This window comes from Pseudoalteromonas sp. NFXS39 (assembly GCF_040148775.1).
In the GTDB taxonomy this organism is placed as follows: Bacteria; Pseudomonadota; Gammaproteobacteria; order Enterobacterales; family Alteromonadaceae; genus Pseudoalteromonas; species Pseudoalteromonas apostichopi.
Map to the genome: position 1 here is coordinate 18,428 of NZ_JAGDEC010000002.1, position 22,234 is coordinate 40,661.

Annotated in this window: 16 protein-coding genes; 7 read left to right on the forward strand and 9 right to left on the reverse strand. The window is 39.8% G+C overall.

What is annotated here, in order from left to right:
• Nucleotides 1-157: 157 nt before the first annotated feature.
• From J3455_RS03625 to mrcB, 5 genes are all read left to right on the forward strand, one after another.
• Complete coding sequence (locus J3455_RS03625) at nucleotides 158-1,387, forward strand: diguanylate cyclase domain-containing protein (RefSeq protein ID WP_130049528.1); 1,230 nt, start codon at nucleotides 158-160, stop codon at nucleotides 1,385-1,387.
• Nucleotides 1,388-1,568: 181 nt separating this feature from the next.
• The gene (locus J3455_RS03630) at nucleotides 1,569-1,907 is read left to right on the forward strand and encodes a P-II family nitrogen regulator (RefSeq protein ID WP_054554260.1); all 339 of its coding nucleotides are present in this window, start codon (nucleotides 1,569-1,571) and stop codon (nucleotides 1,905-1,907) included.
• A 9-nt stretch (nucleotides 1,908-1,916) separates the two neighbouring features.
• Nucleotides 1,917-3,146, forward strand: coding sequence for an ammonium transporter AmtB (locus tag J3455_RS03635; protein ID WP_130049527.1), 1,230 nt, complete (start codon nucleotides 1,917-1,919; stop codon nucleotides 3,144-3,146).
• Between the two features lie 160 nt (nucleotides 3,147-3,306).
• Entirely contained in the window at nucleotides 3,307-3,468 is a 162-nt protein-coding gene (locus tag J3455_RS03640; RefSeq protein ID WP_082401591.1) for a YqaE/Pmp3 family membrane protein, read from the forward strand.
• A gap of 91 nt (nucleotides 3,469-3,559) precedes the next feature.
• A complete protein-coding gene (gene mrcB, locus J3455_RS03645) occupies nucleotides 3,560-5,884 on the forward strand; it encodes a penicillin-binding protein 1B (RefSeq protein WP_349561128.1) in 2,325 nt (774 codons plus the stop codon).
• A gap of 402 nt (nucleotides 5,885-6,286) precedes the next feature.
• On the opposite strand, the gene J3455_RS03650 is transcribed toward mrcB, so the two are convergent.
• The 7 genes from J3455_RS03650 to J3455_RS03680 all read right to left on the reverse strand — a co-directional run bounded on the left by J3455_RS03650 (nucleotide 6,287) and on the right by J3455_RS03680 (nucleotide 18,199).
• The gene (locus tag J3455_RS03650; RefSeq protein ID WP_167659135.1) at nucleotides 6,287-9,214 is read right to left on the reverse strand and encodes a TonB-dependent receptor; all 2,928 of its coding nucleotides are present in this window, start codon (nucleotides 9,212-9,214) and stop codon (nucleotides 6,287-6,289) included.
• Between the two features lie 500 nt (nucleotides 9,215-9,714).
• Nucleotides 9,715-10,995 carry a glutamate-1-semialdehyde 2,1-aminomutase gene (gene hemL / locus J3455_RS03655; RefSeq protein WP_167659136.1) on the reverse strand — a complete coding sequence of 427 codons (1,281 nt, stop codon included), beginning with the start codon at nucleotides 10,993-10,995 and terminating at the stop codon, nucleotides 9,715-9,717.
• A 72-nt stretch (nucleotides 10,996-11,067) separates the two neighbouring features.
• Nucleotides 11,068-12,084 carry an aspartate carbamoyltransferase gene (locus J3455_RS03660; RefSeq protein ID WP_130049524.1) on the reverse strand — a complete coding sequence of 339 codons (1,017 nt, stop codon included), beginning with the start codon at nucleotides 12,082-12,084 and terminating at the stop codon, nucleotides 11,068-11,070.
• Nucleotides 12,085-12,188: 104 nt separating this feature from the next.
• Entirely contained in the window at nucleotides 12,189-12,623 is a 435-nt protein-coding gene (locus J3455_RS03665) for a CopD family protein (protein ID WP_130049523.1), read from the reverse strand.
• Nucleotides 12,624-12,643: 20 nt separating this feature from the next.
• Nucleotides 12,644-14,326 carry a chloride channel protein gene (locus J3455_RS03670; protein ID WP_130049522.1) on the reverse strand — a complete coding sequence of 561 codons (1,683 nt, stop codon included), beginning with the start codon at nucleotides 14,324-14,326 and terminating at the stop codon, nucleotides 12,644-12,646.
• 98 nt (nucleotides 14,327-14,424) lie between these two features.
• Nucleotides 14,425-15,630 (reverse strand): type 2 periplasmic-binding domain-containing protein, encoded by a 1,206-nt coding sequence (locus J3455_RS03675; protein WP_294087940.1) that lies wholly within the window; start codon nucleotides 15,628-15,630, stop codon nucleotides 14,425-14,427.
• A gap of 193 nt (nucleotides 15,631-15,823) precedes the next feature.
• Complete coding sequence (locus tag J3455_RS03680; protein ID WP_178926668.1) at nucleotides 15,824-18,199, reverse strand: diguanylate cyclase domain-containing protein; 2,376 nt, start codon at nucleotides 18,197-18,199, stop codon at nucleotides 15,824-15,826.
• Between the two features lie 177 nt (nucleotides 18,200-18,376).
• On the opposite strand from J3455_RS03680, the gene erpA reads away from it, so the two are divergent.
• Both erpA and J3455_RS03690 read left to right on the forward strand, forming a co-directional pair.
• Nucleotides 18,377-18,715, forward strand: a complete 339-nt coding sequence (gene erpA / locus J3455_RS03685) for an iron-sulfur cluster insertion protein ErpA (protein ID WP_036966451.1) — start codon at nucleotides 18,377-18,379, stop codon at nucleotides 18,713-18,715.
• Between the two features lie 1,126 nt (nucleotides 18,716-19,841).
• Nucleotides 19,842-20,081: a helix-turn-helix domain-containing protein gene (locus J3455_RS03690; RefSeq protein WP_054562310.1), complete on the forward strand. Its 240-nt coding sequence runs from the start codon at nucleotides 19,842-19,844 to the stop codon at nucleotides 20,079-20,081.
• A 116-nt stretch (nucleotides 20,082-20,197) separates the two neighbouring features.
• On the opposite strand, the gene J3455_RS03695 is transcribed toward J3455_RS03690, so the two are convergent.
• Together J3455_RS03695 and J3455_RS03700 are read right to left on the reverse strand one after the other, a co-directional pair.
• Nucleotides 20,198-21,577: an AmpG family muropeptide MFS transporter gene (locus J3455_RS03695; protein ID WP_178926670.1), complete on the reverse strand. Its 1,380-nt coding sequence runs from the start codon at nucleotides 21,575-21,577 to the stop codon at nucleotides 20,198-20,200.
• A gap of 37 nt (nucleotides 21,578-21,614) precedes the next feature.
• Complete coding sequence (locus J3455_RS03700) at nucleotides 21,615-22,232, reverse strand: peptidylprolyl isomerase (RefSeq protein ID WP_130052190.1); 618 nt, start codon at nucleotides 22,230-22,232, stop codon at nucleotides 21,615-21,617.
• Nucleotides 22,233-22,234 lie beyond the last annotated feature (2 nt).

A 22,234-nucleotide genomic window follows, 5' to 3' on the forward strand; every position in this document is an offset into this window, starting at 1 on the left:
TGTTAAACAGAAAAATAACCGGAAATGCTGAACGATTACAAAAAAGTGCATTTTTTTAGCAAAGATATTTTGCTTAATTATTTAGCTAGATTAAAAAATGACGTATATTTAGCGTGTTTATAATCTGTGTACACGTGCTTAGAAAAGAGAAGTTGCAATGCAAAGAGTATTAGTCGTCGAAGACAGTAAAGTAGTACAGCAAGTGTTACGTCATCTCGCTGCTCACTATTTAGATGTAGCTGTTGACTTTGCGTGGTCTTTAAAAGAGGGCGTCTCTTTAATATCAGAGCACGATTACACCTTAGCCTTAGTCGATTTAACGCTACCTGATGCGATGAATGGCGAAGTAGCTAAATACACCTTATCAAAAAATATTCCAACCGTGGTCCTGACATCAAAGATTGATGAATATATTCGCCAGCAAATGTTAGAGCTTGGTGTAGTAGATTACGTGGTTAAAGATAACCGTGATTCATATCATTATGCGATAAAGCTTGTTGCGCAACTACTTAGAAATGATGGGAGTAAAGCGCTAGTAGCCGATGACTCAGTATTGAGCCGCACTTTAATGAAGCAAATGCTCGAAAAGCAATTGTTTGATGTACGCGATGCCCAAGATGGTGAGCAAGCATTGCAAATGTTAAAAGACGACCCTGAGATTAAGTTGTTACTTACAGACTATGCAATGCCAACAATGGATGGTTTTGAGTTAGTGAAAGCGGTGCGTAATTTCCGTGGCCGTGATGACTTAGCAATTATCGGGTTATCCGGTGCGGGTAAGCATGGCTTGTCGGCGCGTTTTATTAAATACGGAGCAAACGACTTTTTAACTAAGCCGTTTATGAATGAAGAATTTCATTGCCGTGTTATGCAAACCATGGAGCAGCTTGCTTTAATAGCCGATATAAAAGAAAGCGCCTACCGCGACCATTTAACTGGCTTGCATAATCGTCGCTATTTTTATCAATACGCAGAAAAATTACTTAAAAATGTTGAGCAAGAAAACGTACTGGCCTTGCTTGATATCGACTTCTTTAAAAATGTGAATGACCAGTTTGGTCATGAAGCAGGTGATCAGGCTCTAAAACAAGTGTCTTCATTTTTAAAGACTAAATTTGATGACTTCACTATCGCTAGAATTGGCGGCGAAGAATTTGCAGTGGTTCTGCACAATATGAATTTAGCTAACGCAGAATCTAAACTCAATATTTTCAGAGAGCAGTTAGCGAGTCATGCTTTTTCAATTAACGGTGAGCCTTATTCATTAACGATGAGCATCGGTATGACCCTATTCCAAAAAGTATCACTTACAGCTGCGATGCGCATTGCTGACAAAGCCTTATATCAAGCCAAACAGCAAGATCGGAACTGCTTAGTTCAGTTATAGTTGTGCTTACTGCACCAGCGCTGGCTAATTGTTAAAAAAACGCACCATTAGGGTGCATTTTTTTTGTGCAAAAACTAGTTTTTATTAATAAATAATTGAAATTAAAGAATAAAAAATAATGGCACAAAGGTTGGATTGTATAAACCAACAGGATAACAATAAGCGTCCGAAGGGGGCCACTATGAAAATGATTAGTGCAATAATAAAGCCATTCAAACTTGATGATGTACGTGAAGCATTGGCTGATTTAGGCATTGAGGGGATGACAGTTGTTGATGTAAAAGGCTTTGGTCGTCAACGCGGTCATACTGAACTATATCGTGGAGCTGAATACCAAGTCGATTTTATTCCAAAAATCAAACTTGAAATTGCAACTCGTAGCGAAAATTGTCAACGCGTAGTTGAAACCATCACAAAAATTGCTTCAACAGGCAAAATTGGTGACGGCAAAATTTTTGTTTACGACTTAGACCAAATCGTTCGTATTCGTACGGGCGAACTAGATGAAGAAGCAATTTAAGGGGGAATTATGGAAAACACTATCGTAGAGTTGAAGTTCTCACTCGACACTTTTTACTTTTTAATGTCGGGTGTTTTAGTAATGTGGATGGCGGCTGGTTTCGCTATGCTGGAAGCAGGTTTAGTGCGTGCAAAAAATACAACAGAAATCCTAACTAAAAACGTTGCACTATTTTCTATTGCCTGCACTATGTTTTTATTAGTGGGTTACAACATCATGTATGTTGATAATGCAGAAGGCGGTTTCATTCCTTCATTTGGCGCATTAATTGGCACTCAAGCTGCTGATGCGGACCACTCTTTAGAGTCTGATTTCTTCTTCCAAGTTGTGTTCGTAGCAACGGCTATGTCAATCGTATCTGGCGCGGTGGCTGAGCGTATGAAGTTATGGGCATTCTTAGTTTTTACTGTTGTTTTAACTGGTTTTATCTACCCAATCGAAGGTTACTGGACTTGGGGCGCAGGCTTCTTATCTGAAATGGGCTTTGTTGATTTCGCTGGTTCTGCAATCGTTCATGGTGCAGGTGCTGCGGCAGCGCTAGCTGGTGTACTTTTCCTAGGTGCTCGTAAAGGTAAATACGGTAAAAACGGTGAAATCTATCCAATTCCAGGTTCTAACTTACCGTTAGCAACACTTGGCACATTAATCCTTTGGATGGGGTGGTTTGGTTTTAACGGTGGTTCACAACTACTTGTTTCTGACGCTGAAAATGCAACAGCAGTAGGTAAAATCTTCTTAAACACTAATGCAGCAGCAGCGTGTGGCGCTATTGCAGCACTATTCGTGTGTAAAGTGTTATGGGGTAAAGCTGATTTAACTATGGTTCTAAATGGTGCATTAGCAGGTCTTGTAACAATTACTGCTGAGCCAGCATCACCAACTCCATTACTTGCTTGTTTACTTGGTCTATTAGGTGGCTCACTGGTTGTGTTTAGTATTGTTGCGCTTGATAAAGCAAAAATTGATGATCCAGTGGGTGCTATCTCTGTACATGGTGTGTGTGGTTCATTAGGTATCATGCTAGTACCACTTTCAAACTCAGATGCAACCTTTGTTAATCAATTAATTGGCTTAGTATGTATCTTAGGGTTTGTGTTCATCGCATCATCAATCGTGTGGGCAATTCTGAAAAATACCATGGGTATCCGTGTTACCGAAGAAGAAGAGTTGAACGGTATGGATCAACATGACTGTGGTATTGATGCTTACCCTGAGTTTGTATCAGTTCGCAGTAACTAATCTAAGTGCGTGCAGTAGCACGTACCTAACAATATCATTGTGTGTTCAAATCAAAGCTCTACTTAGGTAGGGCTTTTTTGCATTTAAATAACTTTTTTCTAATAAGCGAAATAGTTATTTTTGAACTATGCTTTAAATTCCAAACTAATAAGGAAAAACTATGGATAACAAACTCTTACTTATAATCATTTCACTATTTTTACCGCCTGTGGCAGTATTTTTAAAAGCAGGTGCAGGCAAAGACTTAGTGATTAACATTATTTTATGCTTCATCTTTTTTATACCAGCAGTGATCCACTCGCTATGGCTGTGTACACGCTAAACGAGTTTAAGTGACTGTTAATTTTACAGGTGTTAACATTGCGCTGTTCAAGGTGTATTCCTGTAAAATTAACTGACCAATAGCGAACTCAATGGCTGATAAAAAAACTCCTGCAAAAAAATCGTCTAGCAAACCTAAGGCGACATCAAAGAAAAATACCACTAAGCGCTCACGCGCATCCAAAGGCCCAGCTAAAGCCAGTGTAACAAGAAAACTTTGGTCAATCTTTTGGAAGCTTTCGCTCGCATTGATTATTGCTATGGTGCTGTATCTAATTTATTTAGATGCCAAAATTACCCGTCAGTTTGAAGGCAATAAATGGCAGTTACCAGCACAAGTTTATGCCCGTGCAATGAGCTTTTATCCTGGGCAATACTTGTCTCAGCAAGAGGTTATTTGGGAATTGAACCGCTTAAATTACTCATCTGTAAATAAGCTAAGCCGTACCGGTCAGTATGTTAAATCAGCCAATAGTATTAAAGTGTATCGCCGTGAGTTTGAGTTTTATGATGGCCTAGAAGATTCACAAGTAATTGAGCTGCGCTTTTCGGGGCAAAAGTTAGCAACAATCAAAGATAAGTTTGGTCGTCGTTTGAACAGCGCACGATTAGAGCCGGTACAAATTGCCCGAATTGGCAATGACTCAAAACAAGATCGTGAGTTTGTGCCGCTTGATAAATTTCCACCGATGCTAAAAGACACCTTGCTGGTGGTTGAGGACCGTAATTTTTATCAACACCACGGCGTATCTGTGTGGTCAATTATGCGCGCTCTATACAGTAATATTAAAGCTGGTAGAACAGTGCAAGGCGGTAGTACCTTAACTCAGCAATTAGCAAAGAATATTTATTTAACCCGTGAGCGATCGCTGGTGCGTAAGTTTAATGAAGCGCTTATCGCATTAATATTAGATTATCGCTACAGCAAAGATGAAATATTAGAAGCCTACCTCAATGAAGTGTATTTGGGTCAGTCTTACAATCAAGGTGTTCACGGTATGGGTCTTGCCGCTGAGTTTTATTTCTCAAAACCTGTGGACGAACTTGAATACGATCAAATTGCACTGCTTGTGGCTATGGTCAAAGGTCCCTCGTATTACAACCCGCGTCGTTATAGCGAACGTGCAATGGAGCGCCGTGATCTCGTACTTCGTTTAATGGTTGAAAATAAGCTTATTGATACTCGAGAATACCGCGCGGCGTTAAAGCGTCCTATTGATATTGCACCGATGAAAGACAGCCTGCAAAAGTCATATCCGGGTTACTTAGAGTTGGTTAATCGCGAATTAAAACGTTTGTTACCAGATCAGCAGGTGTTAGATGCTGGGGTACGTGTCTTCACCTATTTTGACTTACAAAAGCAAACAGCAATGGAAGAGTCTATTGAAGCAAGTTTACCTTACCTAGAAAGACGCCCTAAAACAGAAGAGCTTGAAGCGGCGATGATCTCTGTTAATGTTGCAAAGGGTGGGGTCTCAGCATTAGTTGCAGGTCGTGACGTACGTTATTTTGGTTTTAACCGAGTGCTAGATACTAAGCGTAACATTGGCTCATTAGTTAAGCCCGCAGTTTATTTAACAGCATTTGAAAGTGGCAAATTTAATGTTGCCACTTTAGTGGATGACTCGCCGCTACAAGTGACTAATGAGCAAGGTAAAGTATGGCAACCTGAGAACTTCGACAAGCAGTTCCGCGGATATATGCCATTATATAAAGCATTTAGTAATAGTATTAATATTCCTGCAGTTAATACTGGTCTTGATGTTGGTGTAGATAAAGTGGCCGATACCTTGAAGCGTTTAGGTGTAGAAGGGCGTATTGATCAATACCCATCATTGCTTTTAGGTGCACTTGAGCTTTCTAGTTTTGAAGTGGCACAGCTTTATACTACCCTTGCCGCAGATGGCCAGTACCGCGAATTAACGTCTATTTCAGCACTGACTGACTCAGTAGGTAAAGTACTTTATAAACATGAAGTGGCTTCGCAAAAACGCTTCGACGATGCATCAATTTACATGACCAAGTACGCAATGAAACGCGTGACAAAAGACGGTACCGCTAAACGTTTAAACGCCCACTTCCCATCAATCCAACTTGCAGGTAAAACAGGCACTAGTAATGATTTACGCGATAGCTGGTTTGCCGGTTTTGACCAAAACACAGTTACTGTTGCATGGATTGGTCGCGACGATAACAAGAGCACAGGTTTAACAGGCAGTGTTGGTGCACTAGAAGCCTATATTCGCTACCTTAAACCACTCAACCCTGAAGCCATAGCGGATACTCGTCCTGCTTCTATTCGTTGGGCATTCATTAATGAAGAAACCGGTTTACAAGCACCTCCTGGGTGCGGCAAAGTGGTGCAGCTTCCAATTCGAGCCAGCGAGTTTGAGCCGAGACCTAGTTGTCAGCGTTAAACTTGGTCCTTCAAGTATTTAGCTCAATGTATAATTGAGCTAAATTTGTATGTTGTAGATTGCAATGAATGTACTTTTTTCAGTGCTTCTGGCAAGCAAAATGACGTTTATAGAGCTTGAATTGCAGTACTTTATTGAATGATTTGTACAATAATTTGTTATTCTTGTATGCCTAAATCAGACATTAATGCCGCGAAAACTATTAACCTACCATTAGTATGGTTTTATTTTGAAGCCTTGTTCCTTCCTCATGCTTTCACTTGTATTTTATAAGGTTGCTTGATTCACTTTAAATAAATATCGACTAATTATTGCAGCACTATTTAGTTGTAAATATTAAAAAATAAAAGCCTCATAATGAGGCTTTTAGAATCGTTGCTTATCTTACTAATTTAATCGAAATTAAAAGTCGTAAGAAGCAGATAGTTGGACTCTACGAGGAGATTGATAACTTTCAGCTAAACCAAATGTTGCACTGTCATCACCAGCCGCTATTTCAGCAACTTCGTCATAACGAGTTGCTGTAGCTGCATCAAATATATTGAAAATATCTAATGCGAAGCGTACTTTTTGATCATTAAAGTGCAAGTTGTACGTAAAGTTAAGATCTAATCGCGCTGTCCAGGGAGTTGTTCCCATACTGCCGCGAGGATAGCGTTTATCACCTACATAATAAGTATCGCCATAATCATATAAGTCTGGGTTTGGTGTATAGCCCGCACCTAGTGCTGTCCAAGGACGACCAGAAGCAATATTTAGATTTGCGCCTACTAAGAAGTTTTCAGTAACTGCGTATGCACCGTAAACTTTAATATTGTGACGACGGTCTGCTGGTAAGTTACCGTTAGCACCATCCATAAGATAAGGGTAATCCCAGTCTTGTGTTAAACCAGCATCATCTTGACCATTATCAGATTTAACAAAACCTTCTGTGTTACCGTAGTTATGTGACCAAGTGTATAGTGCTTTTAAAGACCACACCTCATCCCAACTTTTCTCAATTGAAAGGTCAACTGCAGCGTAACGACGTTTAGCTTCAGGATAACCTAGCTCTTCAGCTGTGAAGCTATACTCTTCAGTTACACCGTCCCCATCTAAGTCAAAATTAAATGTTGCGCCATTACCTGGGTTAAATAGGAACCAGTTTTCACCAATTTTTTCACCATTTTCATCAGTAAAGATGTATGAGCCATCATCAATTTGATTACCAAGTGTGCGGTATGTACCTTTGATGCTCCAAGACCAGTCATCATTAATCGCTGCTTGATAACCTACAATGATTTCATCATTGTACATAGGCTCAAGATCTTTATCTGCTAGGGTGTTTGAAGGTTTTGCTGTGCCATCACCACCATTTGAAATAGCGATATCACCTAATTGATTGCTCAAACCAACAGGAGTACCATCAGCATTAAGGCCTTCATACTCGTACCAAGTGTGAATATAAGTTTCGGCACCTGCAAGGCGAATGTTCGTATTTGCAGCAACAGGTAAGTAATATCGACCTGCTGTAATAAATAATTTACTGTCACCGTCACCATTGATATCCCAAGATGCACCTAATCTTGGCGCAATTTGGTTATCAATAGATACAAATTCATCGCCATCAGCATTGTAGTTTGTGAAACTGTCATTACGTAGACCTAAAGTTAACGTTAAGTTATCTGTAACAGCCCATTGATCTTCGATATAAATCGCCCAGTTTTCAACTTCGAATGCACCACCATTCTTATAGTTACGTACACGAGTTGTTTTCATTTCTTCTGGAAGAATATAACCGTTTGGAAGGCGAGCACCTTCTTCGTATGTTCTGTAGTAGTAGTAAATACCACCAGAGTTAATCGTAGTTGCATCTGATGTATTGGTTTCTGAGTCATAACCAAATCTTAATGTATGCTCATCATTTAAGTACCAATCAAAGTCAACGCGCAATTGCTCGCGCTTATCTTCATTGGCGCCTACAGTGAAGTTTACATAACAGGTAGTATCAACACCTAAGTCTGCGTCATAGCCAGTAGGGCAGTCATCAAAGTCAGAATAATCAGTTTCTGAGAATTTAACTTCACCATACATAGCAGACATGCTTAAGTCATCAGTCAGGTTACCTGTATAACGTACTGCAAAACTTTCACCACCGCGTTTGTGATAAGCTGTACCGCCATCTACTGTGTAGTTGCCAACGCCATTAGGATCTTCGATTGTGCTTTCTGAGTATGTGCGTTCATCGCTAAAACCCCAAAGCATTAATTGATGATCATCATTGATGTTCCAGTCAATACGCGCTAGATAGTAAGGGTCATCATCTTTTTCTTTTGTTAGAGAGGTTTGAGAAGCATTACCGTACTCTTGTTCGATATCACGGAATGTATAAATTCCGTAGAAGAAAAGCGTATCTTCAATTAGTGCACCTGAAGCATAAATATTTGTTTCAAATGAGTTTACATAGTCATCTTGGTTGTTAACAAATAAATCACCAATACAGTGACCATCAGCAGCCTCACAACGATCATTTTGTAAGTAAACTGAATTTGGTGCTTGTTCTCTTAATGAATCAGGAGAGTAAATTGACTCAACACCAAAGTGAAAGTCATTTGTACCTGATTTTGTTACTGCAGAGATTAGGCCACCAGTTGTTCGACCAAACTCAGACGAATAACCACCAGTCTTAATTTGGAAGCTATCATATGCTGAGAATGGGATGGTTGCGCCACCTAAACCGTTACGGAAGTTAGTCATATTAAGACCATTTACGTAATATGCGTTTTCTGCGACAGATGAGCCACCGAATGATGCTTGATCACCAAAGCGACTATCACCTTCAGTTGCACCAGGAGCTAGTAAAGCAACTGATGTTAATGAACGAGCAACCGGTAATAATTCAAGTTCTTCTGAACTAATGTTCAATGATGATTCCGTAACCGAAACGTCAACAGCACGAACTGCGCCACCAACAACTGCAATACGTTCTATATTACCTTCAACCAATGGAATCTCGAGTAGTGCAGTTTTACCAACACCGATAATTACATCGTTGATCTGTGCTTTTTCAAAACCAGCCTGTGACACTGTTACATTATATTTACCAACAGGTACTTGGTTAAGATTAAACTGGCCATTTGCATCTGCAATGAGAGTTTTTTCATAACCTTTTGACTTATCGGTAATGGTGATTGTTGCACCAGCTAAAGAAACGCCAGACTGAGTAACGATGTTACCTTTGATTGCACCATTAACATTGTCAGCCATAGCAGGCATTGCTGCACTTAAGGTCATAGCAACAGCTGCAGCTGTGAATGAACGCTTAAATGTTTTTGAAAAGTTGTTTTTCATTGAGCTTTCCCTGTGAAATTTTAGATTTTGATTTGTTATTGTTTGTTAATAACTACCACGCTTTGTTTTTTATTTATTTGGGGTTTTAACTATTAAATAAAGCGTGAAACAAATTGGTAACACATTGGGGACATACAGATCAATTTTTTATATTATAAATACGATAAACTTACAAAAAAACGCCTTGGAACGATCTAAAATTGACTTTTTTTGCTTGTTTATACAAAAAATACACAGATGTAATTTGATGTAATTGCGTTAAGTAAATTTTAATTCTACTTTTAATTCTTATAAAACAGTTTGTTGGGTTTTTTATGTCGCTTTCGTTATATTTTAAAATATAAATGCAGGGAAAAATCATTTGGTTTGTATAAATGATGTTTTAATTATAATATTTTTGGTTTTTAATTTTCGAAAATAATCTTATCTATTATTTTCTGATGGGGTAAACGTTTGGAAGTATAGGCCACCGATTAAAAGTGACCTATATTATTTTCGGTTTAAAGCTTCGCGAATGCGCGCTCTGCTGCTGCAATAGTATCGTTGATCTCTTTTTCAGAGTGTTCAGCACATACAAAGCCAGCTTCGAAAGCTGAAGGAGCAAGGTAAACGCCTTCTTCAAGCATTAAGTGGAAGAACTTTTTAAAGCGCTCTAAATCACACTCAGTCGCTTGTTGGTAGCTAGTTACTTTTTCTTTGTCAGTAAAGAAGAAGCCATACATACCACCCGCGTAGTTTGTTGTAAGTGGAATACCTGCTTTTTTCGCTGCGGCTTCAAAGCCTTCACAAATTGCTTTGCTCTTAGCTTCTAGTTCATCGTGTAGACCTTCAGCGCATAATAACTCAAGCGACTTTAAGCCTGCAGTCATGGCAATTGGGTTACCTGATAATGTGCCTGCTTGATAAACTGGGCCGACAGGTGCGATGAAATCCATGATTTCTTTCTTACCGCCAAATGCACCCACTGGCATACCGCCACCGATTACTTTACCTAGGCAAGTAAGGTCTGGTTTGATGTTGTAGTAAGCTTGTGCGCCACCTAAAGCAACACGGAAACCTGTCATTACTTCATCAAAAATAAGCACTGATTTGTATTCATCACACACTTCACGTAGACCTTCTAAGAAGCCAGGTACAGGTGGAATACAGTTCATGTTGCCAGCAACTGGCTCAACGATGATACAGGCAATGTCATCAGCGTATTTTTCGAAAATTGCTTTGACTTCATCAAGGTTATTAAACGACACCGTTAATGTGTGCTTAGCAAAATCTTCAGGGATGCCCGGTGAATTAGGAACGCCCATTGTAAGCGCGCCTGAGCCTGCTTTTACTAGTAGTGAGTCGGCATGACCGTGGTAACAGCCTTCAAACTTTAAGATCTTGTCACGTCCAGTGAAACCACGCGCTAAACGAATTGCACTCATAGTCGCTTCAGTACCAGAGCTTACCATACGCACTTTTTCGATTGATGGTACGAGCTCTTTTACTTTTTCGGCCATTAAGATTTCAGTTTCGGTCGGTGCACCATAGCTTAGGCCATTTTCAACGGCTTCTAATACCGCTTGTTTAATAGCAGGGTGGTTATGACCCATGATCATTGGTCCCCATGAACCAACATAATCGATATAACGGTTACCATCAGCATCAAAGGTAAAAGGACCTTCAGCTTTAGTGATGAATAAAGGAGTACCGCCAACGCCATTGAAGGCACGAACTGGTGAGTTAACACCGCCTGGGATTGATTCTTGTGCGCGATTAAAAAGATCTTGGCTAATTGTCATGAATAGTCCTATTGGGTTGTCACGTTAAATGAGTTGGTTTGCAAGGGCTCAAAGAACCCAAAACGAAGCGTGTTAGCTATTACGTTTACGGCTGAACCAAGGCACGTCGACTTCATATTGCTCAACTTTGTCGGCAACATCTAAGGTTAGAGCAAACAACGCCATGCGAATTAACACGCCATTTTGTACTTGGCGAAAAATTGCTAGGTTGTCGTTGCTATTTAAATCGTTATCTAGCTCGTTTGCTTCTAAACGGCTATCTCTAGGAAGTGGGTGCATCAGTACTGAGTTGGGCTTACAGTGTGCGTTGTAAATTGCTTGGCTGATACGAAAACCACCACGGTATTTGTTAGCTTCTTCTTGTGAAGGGAAGCGTTCCTCTTGGATACGGGTTTGATACACAATATCTGCCGCCAAGTTGCCTTCCATTTTATCCACTACTTGTATTTTATGACCAGCGTTATCAACAGCATCCAAAATGTAGTCTGGCATTTGCAAGCCATCAGGTGCCACCATAGAGAATTTTACGTCTTTATAATGACAAAGTAGTTTAGATAGAGAATGTACAGTACGGCCATATTTTAAATCACCTACAAGGGCAATGTGCATACCGTCGATACCTTGGTCGAAACGACCAAGTTCACGTTCGATGGTTAGTAAGTCAAGCAAGGCTTGTGTCGGGTGCTCATTCGAACCGTCACCGCCATTGATAACAGGTACATCGCAACCTGTGGCAAATTCAGCAACAGAGCCTGCGTCTGGGTGGCGCATTGCAACTGCATCTGCATACGCTGAGATTACGCGAGCTGTATCATATAAAGACTCACCTTTTGCTAACGCAGAGCTTTGCATGCCCGTGGTTTCACGAACTAAGCCACCAAGTAAGTTAAATGCAGTGCCGAAGCTTACACGGGTACGTGTACTTGGCTCGAAGAACAAGTTCGCTAAAATTGCGCCTTCTAAAACATTGGTGCGCTTTTGCTTTTTAGCATAAGGCTCCATTTTCTTAGCAACTGCAAAAATACGTTCAATACAATCTCGATCAAGCTGATTGACCGACAGGATATTTTCACCTTGGAAACTTAGCATGGGGTTTGTTCCTAATTACATTTATTGGGCGCTGGCGCTCGGTATGGGAGGCCGCATAAATTTGCGCAGTACTATAGCAAATTTTTAGCGTACACAGCAGCAAATTATAAGTTAGGTTTAATAATTGCCAGTGCCACTATAGCTAAAAGGATGAGTACTGGAACTTCATTAAAAATACGGTAAAAGCGATCGCTTCGTGTATTACGGTCATGCTTAAAGTCAGCCAGTAATTTAAAGCAGTAGCCATGGTAGATGTAAAGAATAATTACTAACACAAGTTTGTAGTGCAGCCACATGCTATATCTAAACCAATCACGGCCATATTCAAAAATAGTGAGTACGCCAAACACCAGTGTTAAAACGGCAAACGGTGTAACAAAATAAAGTAAACGACGCTCCATTACTTTAAGCATTGAGTTGCAGGCTTTTTCTTCACTCATTGCATGGTAAACAAATAGTCTTGGCAGGTAAAAAATACCTGCAAACCAAGCAATCATAAAAAATACGTGGAAAGTTTTATAAACTAATAGTGCAGTCATTTAAGCATCCATTTTAATTGTTATAACAAGCTGTTACGTATGGTAAGGATATGTCTGATTTGGTCCCAACGCAAAAGTCCCATAATTTGTTGGTTATCAAGCAGGTTGTAAATATACACTGCACCGCTGCGCTTATCTTTTAGTAAGTCAAAGGCATCGGCTAAAGTGGCTTGGCTACTTAAGCCCGCAAGGCTAACATATTTGATATTACTTTCTTGGTCAGACATCAAACTTAAATCATACTCTGCGAGGCGGTAGCCATTTTCTTCATCATGAACAATAAGAGGGGTTTGGCTATCAAGGGCATCCAGCGACTCTTTGATTTGTTGTTTGTCGTCACTGTAGAGTAGCTTGAATTGTTCATCCATTTCATCCATCACCCCGACTTTTTGCAATGCTTCGGTGGCTGGTGATATTTGATATTCAAGCCCTTGGAAATCGAGTTGTTGCATAAAAATAGAGCGGTTACCAAAAAACTGCAGTGCAGTGACATAGGCTGTTGAGATCACAATCATCGCAGGCACAATAATCTCAGGACTTGAAGTTAACTCCATAACCGTGGTTAAAGCTGCAAGTGGTGCGTGTAATGTCGCGGCCAATAACCCTGCCATGCCAAGCATGCTATAGGTACCTGTGATATCAACGCCTGGGCTAATAAACTGTGCAAAAAAGGCCATTAAGGTGCCCATCAAAACTCCTAGCCCAATAACAGGGCCGATGATTCCGCCGGGGATACCTAAACCAATAGCAAACAAGGTGGCGAGTAATTTGGCAATCAAGATGGTTGTTAAAAACTGCACATCGTCAGGTGATTCAATAGCAATAGTAATAGCACTCATACCAGAGCCCATTGCATGAGGGACCATATAAGCAATCAAGCCCGCGATAAATCCTGCCAGTAATAGGCGAGGAAACATGCTAAGTGGTTTAAATGTGCGAATTATGAGCATTAAGTTTTGGTTAAACGCATAAGCAACAGCGCCAAGTGCCATACCAAAAATGATTAAAAATGGATAATGCCAACCACTCAATGGGTTCATGGTGATAAGCGCAAGCTCTGAAGCATCACCGAAGACAAATTGAGTTGCTAATGCCCCTGTAACCGCTGCAAGCATGATGGGCACGAAAATATGCACTTTATATTCCCTGAGCACCACCTCCATTACAAATATGACGGCTGCTAGTGGTGTATTAAACGATGCGGCAATACCAGCCGCGACACCACAACCCGTAAGAGTGCGCATTGCATTATGGGGAAGGTGTAACTTGTCGGCGAGTAAACTCGCACCTGTTGCGCCCATATGTACTGATGGACCTTCTCGACCAACTGAAAAACCACTAATTAGAGCTAGTGCACCACCGACAAATTGGTTGACCGTGTTATAGAGCGGCATATGACCATAATGTTTTTTAATGCGGTGTATTACGAATGGGATGCCAAGGCGATAATGCTTAAAGCCTGTTAAGGCGGCAAATAAGGCAATTAATAAGGCTGCACCAACAGGCATTATCACCCGTTCGTAAGTTGGTAAAGTGGTAAAATCGTCGGGCTTATCTAAAAATAAGCTTTGAAAAAACATGATGGTGAGGCGAAAAAGTATGATCAACACTGCCGCAATTAACCCTGCACTTACACCAAGTAAGCACAATTGCACAGATGTTTTAGGCTTTGCTAGGCGACGTCTTAGTCTCTCAAGCCACATGCATATTTCCTCACAGCACTTTTGAGCTGCAGTTTAGCAAATCAAATTCACTAAGTCGTTGGGATTTTATAATTTATCCGCATTTTGGGTAAATTTAGCTAATCTGTGCTGTTGTTAATTTGCTTCGTTAATTCAGGTAAGCGAGCGGTAATTGCTTTAGATAATTCATCTACAAGCGGTGCGTGTTTTTTATGAATAACTGTGTTTATAGCCAATTGTCTTAAGATAACCACAGAGAAGTCATTTTGAAAAATGTTGATATCGCTATTCAGTGCAGGGTAGAGCGCATAATCTAGACGGCCTTTTTTTAACATTTTAAGGGTATGGCTTAAGTCTTCGTTATTAATAATTTCTGCCTTAATATCAAACTCGCTGAGAATCTCGGTATCACCAATAGAACTCATAATTCGATTATTTGGTTTAGCTAAAATATCCCGGTCACATGGCCGTGATTTTCGACACAAAAGTACCAAGTTTATAATGCCAAGACTTGGCTCAACGACAATCACGTTGTCGAACTTTTTTAGGTTGCTTTTTGAACGCACAATATCACCGTCAACCACGCCTGCGTTCAATAGCAATACGCCTCTTCTAGCCGGGGTTGCTTGCATCTGAACCTTGATATTTAAATCACTATAAACATCAGCCATTATTTCTTTAAAAGGCGTGATGCGAGGTATATCTATATAGGTTAACAACAATTTTTTTGGCCGAGAGTAGTTTGTTGCTAAAGAACTAGTGCCAGCAAATAAATCATTGAGTAAAGTGATTTTAGCCTGATTTTCCGCATTATCTCTCATACCAATCACTAACGGGAAGTCTGGAAACTGAGTCACTATTTTTGGCTCTGGGAAGTTCTGCTGCCTTGCAAAGTAATTAAGAACTTTTGGCGCACTAATCGCAAAATTAATTTGCTTAGTTTGCATTAAGTGAAACAACTCTTCATCGTTTGTTGTTTTTACTATGCTGTCTTCATAGGATTTGATTACTTTTTTGATAACATCAGGGTAGGTGTAGGGCCCAACAACTCCTACTTTATTTTCACTAAAAAGCTGTTCAATATTTTCAAAATCCTGTGGGTTTGACTGGGTAGTAATAACCGCTATTTGGGAGTTTAAGATAGTTGGTGAGGCAATAAAACCAGGCATTATTTCTGAAGGCCAAGCAGGATAATAACCAAGGTAGCCTGTTAACTCGGCTTTTTTTATAGCATCCTGCCAAGGTAAGTATTCAACCTCAAGACTTATAGATTGTTTAGCAAGCGAGCTTCTTAAAAAAGCGATGGCATCTCCGCCATTTTCCATTTCACTGCTAGCATATGGAGGGAATTCTAGTGAGGTTATTTTCCAAGTTTCTTGTAACCTTGTACTAGCCGCTGAAGATGAGCTGAAAACAAGTATAATAAGAGCATAAAAACAAGTGCGCATGGTAAAAAGTTTTTATTAATTGTTTAATAAGTATACGTCTAAATTAGATTTATTATCAGTATTTATTTGCTTATTTACAGCTCATAACATTACAGCTAAAGCAGTGATGCTTTTGGTTATACATGCGTTTGTCGGCCATGCTTAGCAATTCATCAAATGATTGAGCATCGTCGGGGTATAGTGCAAAACCAACACTCGCTTCAACTTGCAAATCACCAAACTCAGATTTTATAGGCGCTTTAATTGCACATATCAAGCGTGATAGCGCACGGTTTATTTGTGCTTGGCTCTCTATGTCGGTAACAATAACCACAAACTCATCTCCACCAATGCGTGCAACGCAATCGGTCTTGCTAGCTGTATCTTGTAAGCGTTTGGCAACCTCTACCAAAACTTTATCCCCCATAGCATGGCCATGGCTATCGTTAATCGGCTTAAACTTATCAAGATCAAAGTACAAGCAACCTACTTTAGAGCCTGTCTTTTCAACCCGAGCAAATTCTTGTTTGATGAAACGCTCAAGCGCATTTCGGTTCGCTAAACCAGTAAGATGGTCTGTTTGTGCCAGCTGTCGTATTTTTTTCTCTGCCATAACTCGTTTCGTAATATCGAAATTAACGCCAATCATACGGTTGCCGTATATTCTGCCATCAGCATTGATATAGCGGGTTTTGCCAGAAGGCAGAACTATTTGAAACTCTGCGTGGAACTCTTCGCCATTTAAGATCGCGAGTTTTAGCTTGTTGGTCACGTCTTCATATTCATCTGGATGCAGGCTATTTGCCCAAGCTGAATAGTCCCCTTTAAATTCTGATTTTGGGATCTCGAATAAGGTATGCATCCAGTCATCCCAAATCAGTTCGTTAGTATCAAAGTTCCATTCCCATATGCCAATATGTGCGGCATCAGCTGCCATAGACATACGCTGGTGTAAGCTTTCAAGCTCGCTTTTAGCTTGTTTTAATTCAGTCACATCTTCAGATACATCCAGTAAATATTGTGCTTTACCGTTGCTGTCTTTTATTGCGAGTTTACGGGTTTTTAGGTAGTGAGTATTACCATCGATAGTGATTGGATTTTCATCGATAGTAAGGGTGTCATCTCCTTTTAATACATCGCGATCGGTTTGCACGAAGCTGACTGCTTGTTCATTACTAAAAATATCAAAGTCATTTAAGCCGATTAGTTGATTTTTACTTTTACCAAGTAGTTGCTCACCGGCCTTATTTACATGGCTAAATGTTAAATGCCCAGCTTCTTTCACAAACAACATAATTGGCAAATTATCGAAAATAGTTTGCGTAAAGGCTTCTTGATTTCGAATATCAGAGAGATCTTTTATGGTTGCAACATAAGGTCCGGACTCTTTTTTACCAATTGAACTGATTGCTAAAGTTATAGGAAACCGCTTTTTGTTCACTCGTTGTCCTTTTAAAAGTCGGCTGGTCCCTTTACCTGCACTTTTTTTGCTAAGCTGTGAGTCTCGTAAAATTTCATCAAGTTCTATAGAATTTTCCGGTATGAGAGTGCGAATATGTTTACCAATTAAGTCGTGTGGTTGGTAACCAAAAATGTGGATAACAGCAGGGTTGGCAAATTCAATTCTCCCTTCATTATTAAAGCTAATAACCGCATCTTTTACCGTACTAAGCACAGCTTTTAATTTTGCCGATAACAAGCTCCTTGCTCTGAGCTCAACAACACCCAGTACAAGCAGGCTTAATGCTGCAAGAATAAAAATAATAAGTTGAGCTAACGTTGAGTAGTCATGGTTCGTAACATAAGTGGTATATTCAGTTTCAAAAACCGACATCGATATCATGCCGATGTAATGCATCCCCGAGATTGCACTGCCCATTATCAAGGCAACGACCAGATTCATTCGTGTTTTATGAACGCCTTTGGCAAGTCGAAAATCATTAATCTTTAGTGCGATACCTGATAAAACAATAGCTACGAGAATAGACAAAGAGAACAGCCAAGGTTCATAGGCCATTTTTGCAGGTATAACCATCGCCATCATACCAACAAAATGCATACAACCGATTCCTGCACCCATTAAAATACTTCTGAAGAATAATCCTTTATCCGTTTGTAAGGCAGGGGATAGTACGATGTAACTGGCAAATACACTTGGTAAAATTGAGACCAAGGTGATGCTAATATTGTATTCAATAGGGATGGGTAAGTTATATGCAAGCATACCAACAAAGTGCATTCCCCAAATCCCTATACCTAAAAAGCAAGAAGCCATGATGGTCCAGACCTGACTTTCATTTTTTAGATAAGAGTGCTTGATACGGGCAGATAATAAAAAAGAAATATAGGAAGCGAATATGGCTATGAGGATTGAAGCAGAAACGAGTAGTAAATCGTAGTCTGCCGGAATGACCTGTGCACTGTTTAAGTGATCAGTTATAAAGTGAAGCTTGAAGTGCTCTATCACAATTACCTTTCCTCAGTGCAAAATATCGCCAGCTAAAATGTAGTACAAATTAACTTTAGTCCAATACAAATAGGTTAGCCAATTGTCCCGCTAAATTGAGTTGCCCCATGTGGATACTTGATTAAAACACTCGGGTATTAGATAATTGCAACCATTATAGGTTTTGAGGGTTTTGGTATGTCAGATGAGTTGCCAATCAAGTTCAGCGATGCAGCGGCTGTTCGTGTTAAACAGTTAATCGAAGAAGAAGAGAATCCAGATCTTAAACTGCGTGTTTACGTCACGGGCGGTGGTTGCTCAGGATTTCAATATGGTTTTACTTTTGATGAAAAAGCTAACCCTGGCGATTTAGAAATTGTAAAAAATGGTGTGACACTAGTTGTTGATCCTATGAGTATTCAATATCTGGTTGATGGTACTGTTGATTACACTGAAGGGCTTGAAGGTGCACGCTTTTTTGTGAATAACCCGAATGCAACAACTACCTGTGGTTGCGGAGCCAGCTTCAGCGTTTAATTAGGTATTTATGAAAGCCACTTGATGTGGCTTTTTTATTGCTTTAACTTCTCATAAAACCCCGTCTCAGCTAAATATTACGTATTATTAGCAGGATTTTTTGCGTAGCCACGCTTACAGACATAGTTAGAGCAGCAAGGGCTCATTCCTCGTGTGACAAGTAAAGTGTGTGGTGAAACGCAAGAGCGAGATGTGTAAGAAGCCTTTATTGAGCATGCATTTGTGTCTGCGCTGTTCGTGATGGGTATCATATTGTGAAGGCAATTTAACAGCTTTTATTAGGCGTTTTTGATTTTAAGTGCCATGCTATTTTCAACTGTGGTTTGTTCTTAGTTTAATTGTATTAAAGCAACCTTTTGGTATCGTGATAAATAACAATATAGTATTGATTAATACTCATAATGTTTAACACAACCTAGGTCTAGCAACAAAAGAGGCGATTTAGCGAACCGGTGCCCAGCGTTTGCATCCGGTACTGTTAACTACCTTTTTGTGATTACTGCCGATGGTGAGTGCATTGGCAACGGTTGTTGCCAGTGAGTTAACATTTGTCACAGAGTACTTTCGCCATTTTGTTGATGCTCAGAGATCGTCATCAGTTATCGGTAAATTCGTTACTGTTTAATTAAAAATGAGTGACCCTAGTGTTGGGTCACTTTAATCATCAGTAAAAAGAAGCCTAAAACTAACGTAGATGCGATTAAAATATATACAAATCCTTTCTTGCCTTGCTTAATTGGTACGCCATTTTGTTTTAAAAACAGGTACCAGACCGCACACAGTACAATTGGCAACAAAAATAATATACGAAACATTTCCTAGCCTTTTTCAGTATTTACATACACTTTAAGCATAAATATGCAGAATTTAAAGCGATACTTTCATCTTGTTACGCTTCCAATTGATCAATTTTTTGGTACAGTTAACCAGTTAACTATAGAGCACTTGCTTTTATTTTAGCTACACTTTGACTTGTGTACAAAAACGGTTCATACCTAAAAGGTAGACATTTGTATCATTAATTACTCAAAGTGAAAGTTATTAGTATATAATGTATCCAAGAGTGAGACGGGCAAATTTCGCTCTTAAATTATTAACTTGAATCATCTAGTAGGAGATGTATTTTATGATGGGTAAAACTGTTTCTTCTGAAGAAAACTCGAAATTAACGAAATGGCTTAAAACTAAACGTCACGAAAAAGGTCACACAATGCGTAGCCTTGCTCAGGTTTTAGGTACACCACATTCTTTCATTGGTAAAATTGAAAACCAAGAACGTCGTTTAGATGTTATTGAATTCATGCGTTATTGTGATGCTCTAGAAGTTGACCCATATGAAGGTCTTAACTTGCTAAAAGACGCTTAATTATTCATTACTAAAAGCGAAACGCCGCTTTTAAAGTAATATAAATAGTGCAAGGAAGCACTGTTTAATCCCCTCCCTTGCACTTTTTCAAATTAATCACATTCGTATAAAATATGTTAATTACTTTGATGATAGTTGTTTTCTAACGCATAAAGCTTATGGCGAATTAAGAATAAAAATACGAGTGATGGGATCACCATTAGTGCTGTTAGTACAAAGAACATCGCCCAATTACCCGCTAACCAGTCGTCAATAACCACGCCGCTATAGCTTGAAAGCAAGGTTCTTCCTAAATTACCTAATGAAGCAAGTAACGCATAGTGAGTGGCACTAAAAGCTCTGTCGCAAAGCATAGATATGAATGCCACCATGGCAACCAGAGACCAAGCTTGGGTAAAACCATCAACGATAATAGCAAACGCGTATAGGCTTAGTTTAGGACCAGCAATTGCAATCCAAGCAAAGGCAAGATTTGAGGCTGCCATCGCAATACCACTAATAAATAAGCCTTTAACAATGCCATAGCGTTGATTGAATAAGCTACCTAAAAAGGTAAAGGCGATGGTGAGAACAGCAGTGCCAACTTTAGAGAAGGTTGCAATATCGCTATTTGAAAAGCCCACTTCTTTATAAAACACGATAGACATTCGACCCAAAAAGGCTTCACCGATTTTAAATAAGAAGATAAAGGCCAATAATGCCAATGCTGTTTTTACGCCATTACGGGCGAAGAAGGTTCTAAACGGATCAAAAACGGTTACAGCAAGCCAGGCAACGATTTTAGCAAAGCGAGTTTGTGTACTGCCAGCAAGCTTTTGTTGATATGTTTGTTCAAGCTCAGCTTGAACTGCTTCGCGATTTGATTCTGGCTCTTTTGCCCACAATACGCTGCTCATCAATAGCAACATCACTCCAGACAAGAAAAAATAGACTTGCGGCCAATCAATCGAAGGAATGTCAGCCATATAAAATGGCAGGGCGCCTAATAAGGCATAGCCGCTCCACCATCCTGAAGTGGCCATTGCTGCAGCTGCGGTGGTTTTATGGCTCTCATTTTCGGCCAAAGTATCGATACGAAACGCATCAATAGCAATATCTTGAGTCGCTGAGGCAATCGCAATAACAAAACACAATGCGGCTGCGAACCAGAGGTTGGTTTTGATATCGAGCCCTGCAAGCGAAAAGGTACCAATAAAAATGACCGACTGACAGAGTAAAATCCAGCTGCGTCGCTGGCCTAGCCAATTATATAAAAAAGGTAACTTTATACGGTCAACGAGCGGTGACCATAAAAAGTTAATGCTATACGCACCAAACACGATGCCGAATAAACCAATCATGCTACGGCTCAGGCCTTCATCTTTTAACCAAGCCGACATGACAGAGCCAATCAATACCCAAGGAAAGCCGCTACTAATACCAAAAATAAAAATATTGATTAAACGTTTATCTTTGAAGTACGAGAAATACTCTGAAATAGAAAGGGTTTTTGTCATAGTGTTGCCAGTTTTAAGGGGCTTGCGCCCCTATTTATTATTGATTAGCGTCTAGCACTTTTACGTTTAAGATAACAACCGGTGTTTTTGGTACAAAGCTGTAACCAATTTTTTCGTTGAATGCAGTTTCGACACGCATGATTTTATCTAATGTGTCATAGCCATCCATTACCATACCAAATACAGCAAAACCCCAATCACGGCCTGGGTTAAGGTGATCGTTATCGTCCATGTTGAAGAAAAACTGACGCGTACCTGAGTGTGGTTTTCGGTCTTGGTATGCCATAGCGATACTATACATATCATTTTTTAAACCGTTGCCGCTTTCATTAAAAATAGGGTCGTTTTCGTGCAGACCATCGTAATCTTTATCGTAACCACCGCCTTGAATAACAAAATCACGTTCGTTGTCTTCATCACGCTCAACACGGTGAAATACACTCCCCTGATAACTGCCATCTGCAACGTAAGTTAAAAAATTATTTACTGTAATTGGCGCTCTTGAGCGATCCATTTCGACCACAATACTGCCAAGCGTAGTGACAATTTCAACGCGTGGAAACATGTTGTCTTTTTGAATAAATTTACCCTCAGTCGCTGCGAATGAACTGTGAGCAAACAACAATACAAAACTAAGTAAAAAAATACGCTTCATAG

What these genes read in the sequence shown, in the direction of transcription:
- J3455_RS03625 (WP_130049528.1), top strand. Translation starts at nt 158, where the DNA reads ATGCAAAGAGTATTAGTCGTCGAAGACAGTAAAGTAGTACAGCAAGTG.
- J3455_RS03690 (WP_054562310.1), top strand. Translation starts at nt 19,842, where the DNA reads ATGATGGGTAAAACTGTTTCTTCTGAAGAAAACTCGAAATTAACGAAA.
- J3455_RS03665 (WP_130049523.1), bottom strand. Translation starts at nt 12,623, where the DNA reads ATGACTGCACTATTAGTTTATAAAACTTTCCACGTATTTTTTATGATT.
- hemL (WP_167659136.1), bottom strand. Translation starts at nt 10,995, where the DNA reads ATGACAATTAGCCAAGATCTTTTTAATCGCGCACAAGAATCAATCCCA.
- J3455_RS03700 (WP_130052190.1), bottom strand. Translation starts at nt 22,232, where the DNA reads ATGAAGCGTATTTTTTTACTTAGTTTTGTATTGTTGTTTGCTCACAGT.
- J3455_RS03630 (WP_054554260.1), top strand. Translation starts at nt 1,569, where the DNA reads ATGAAAATGATTAGTGCAATAATAAAGCCATTCAAACTTGATGATGTA.
- J3455_RS03635 (WP_130049527.1), top strand. Translation starts at nt 1,917, where the DNA reads ATGGAAAACACTATCGTAGAGTTGAAGTTCTCACTCGACACTTTTTAC.
- J3455_RS03650 (WP_167659135.1), bottom strand. Translation starts at nt 9,214, where the DNA reads ATGAAAAACAACTTTTCAAAAACATTTAAGCGTTCATTCACAGCTGCA.
- erpA (WP_036966451.1), top strand. Translation starts at nt 18,377, where the DNA reads ATGTCAGATGAGTTGCCAATCAAGTTCAGCGATGCAGCGGCTGTTCGT.
- J3455_RS03675 (WP_294087940.1), bottom strand. Translation starts at nt 15,630, where the DNA reads ATGGAAAATGGCGGAGATGCCATCGCTTTTTTAAGAAGCTCGCTTGCT.
- mrcB (WP_349561128.1), top strand. Translation starts at nt 3,560, where the DNA reads ATGGCTGATAAAAAAACTCCTGCAAAAAAATCGTCTAGCAAACCTAAG.
- J3455_RS03640 (WP_082401591.1), top strand. Translation starts at nt 3,307, where the DNA reads ATGGATAACAAACTCTTACTTATAATCATTTCACTATTTTTACCGCCT.
- J3455_RS03660 (WP_130049524.1), bottom strand. Translation starts at nt 12,084, where the DNA reads ATGCTAAGTTTCCAAGGTGAAAATATCCTGTCGGTCAATCAGCTTGAT.
- J3455_RS03670 (WP_130049522.1), bottom strand. Translation starts at nt 14,326, where the DNA reads ATGTGGCTTGAGAGACTAAGACGTCGCCTAGCAAAGCCTAAAACATCT.
- J3455_RS03695 (WP_178926670.1), bottom strand. Translation starts at nt 21,577, where the DNA reads ATGACAAAAACCCTTTCTATTTCAGAGTATTTCTCGTACTTCAAAGAT.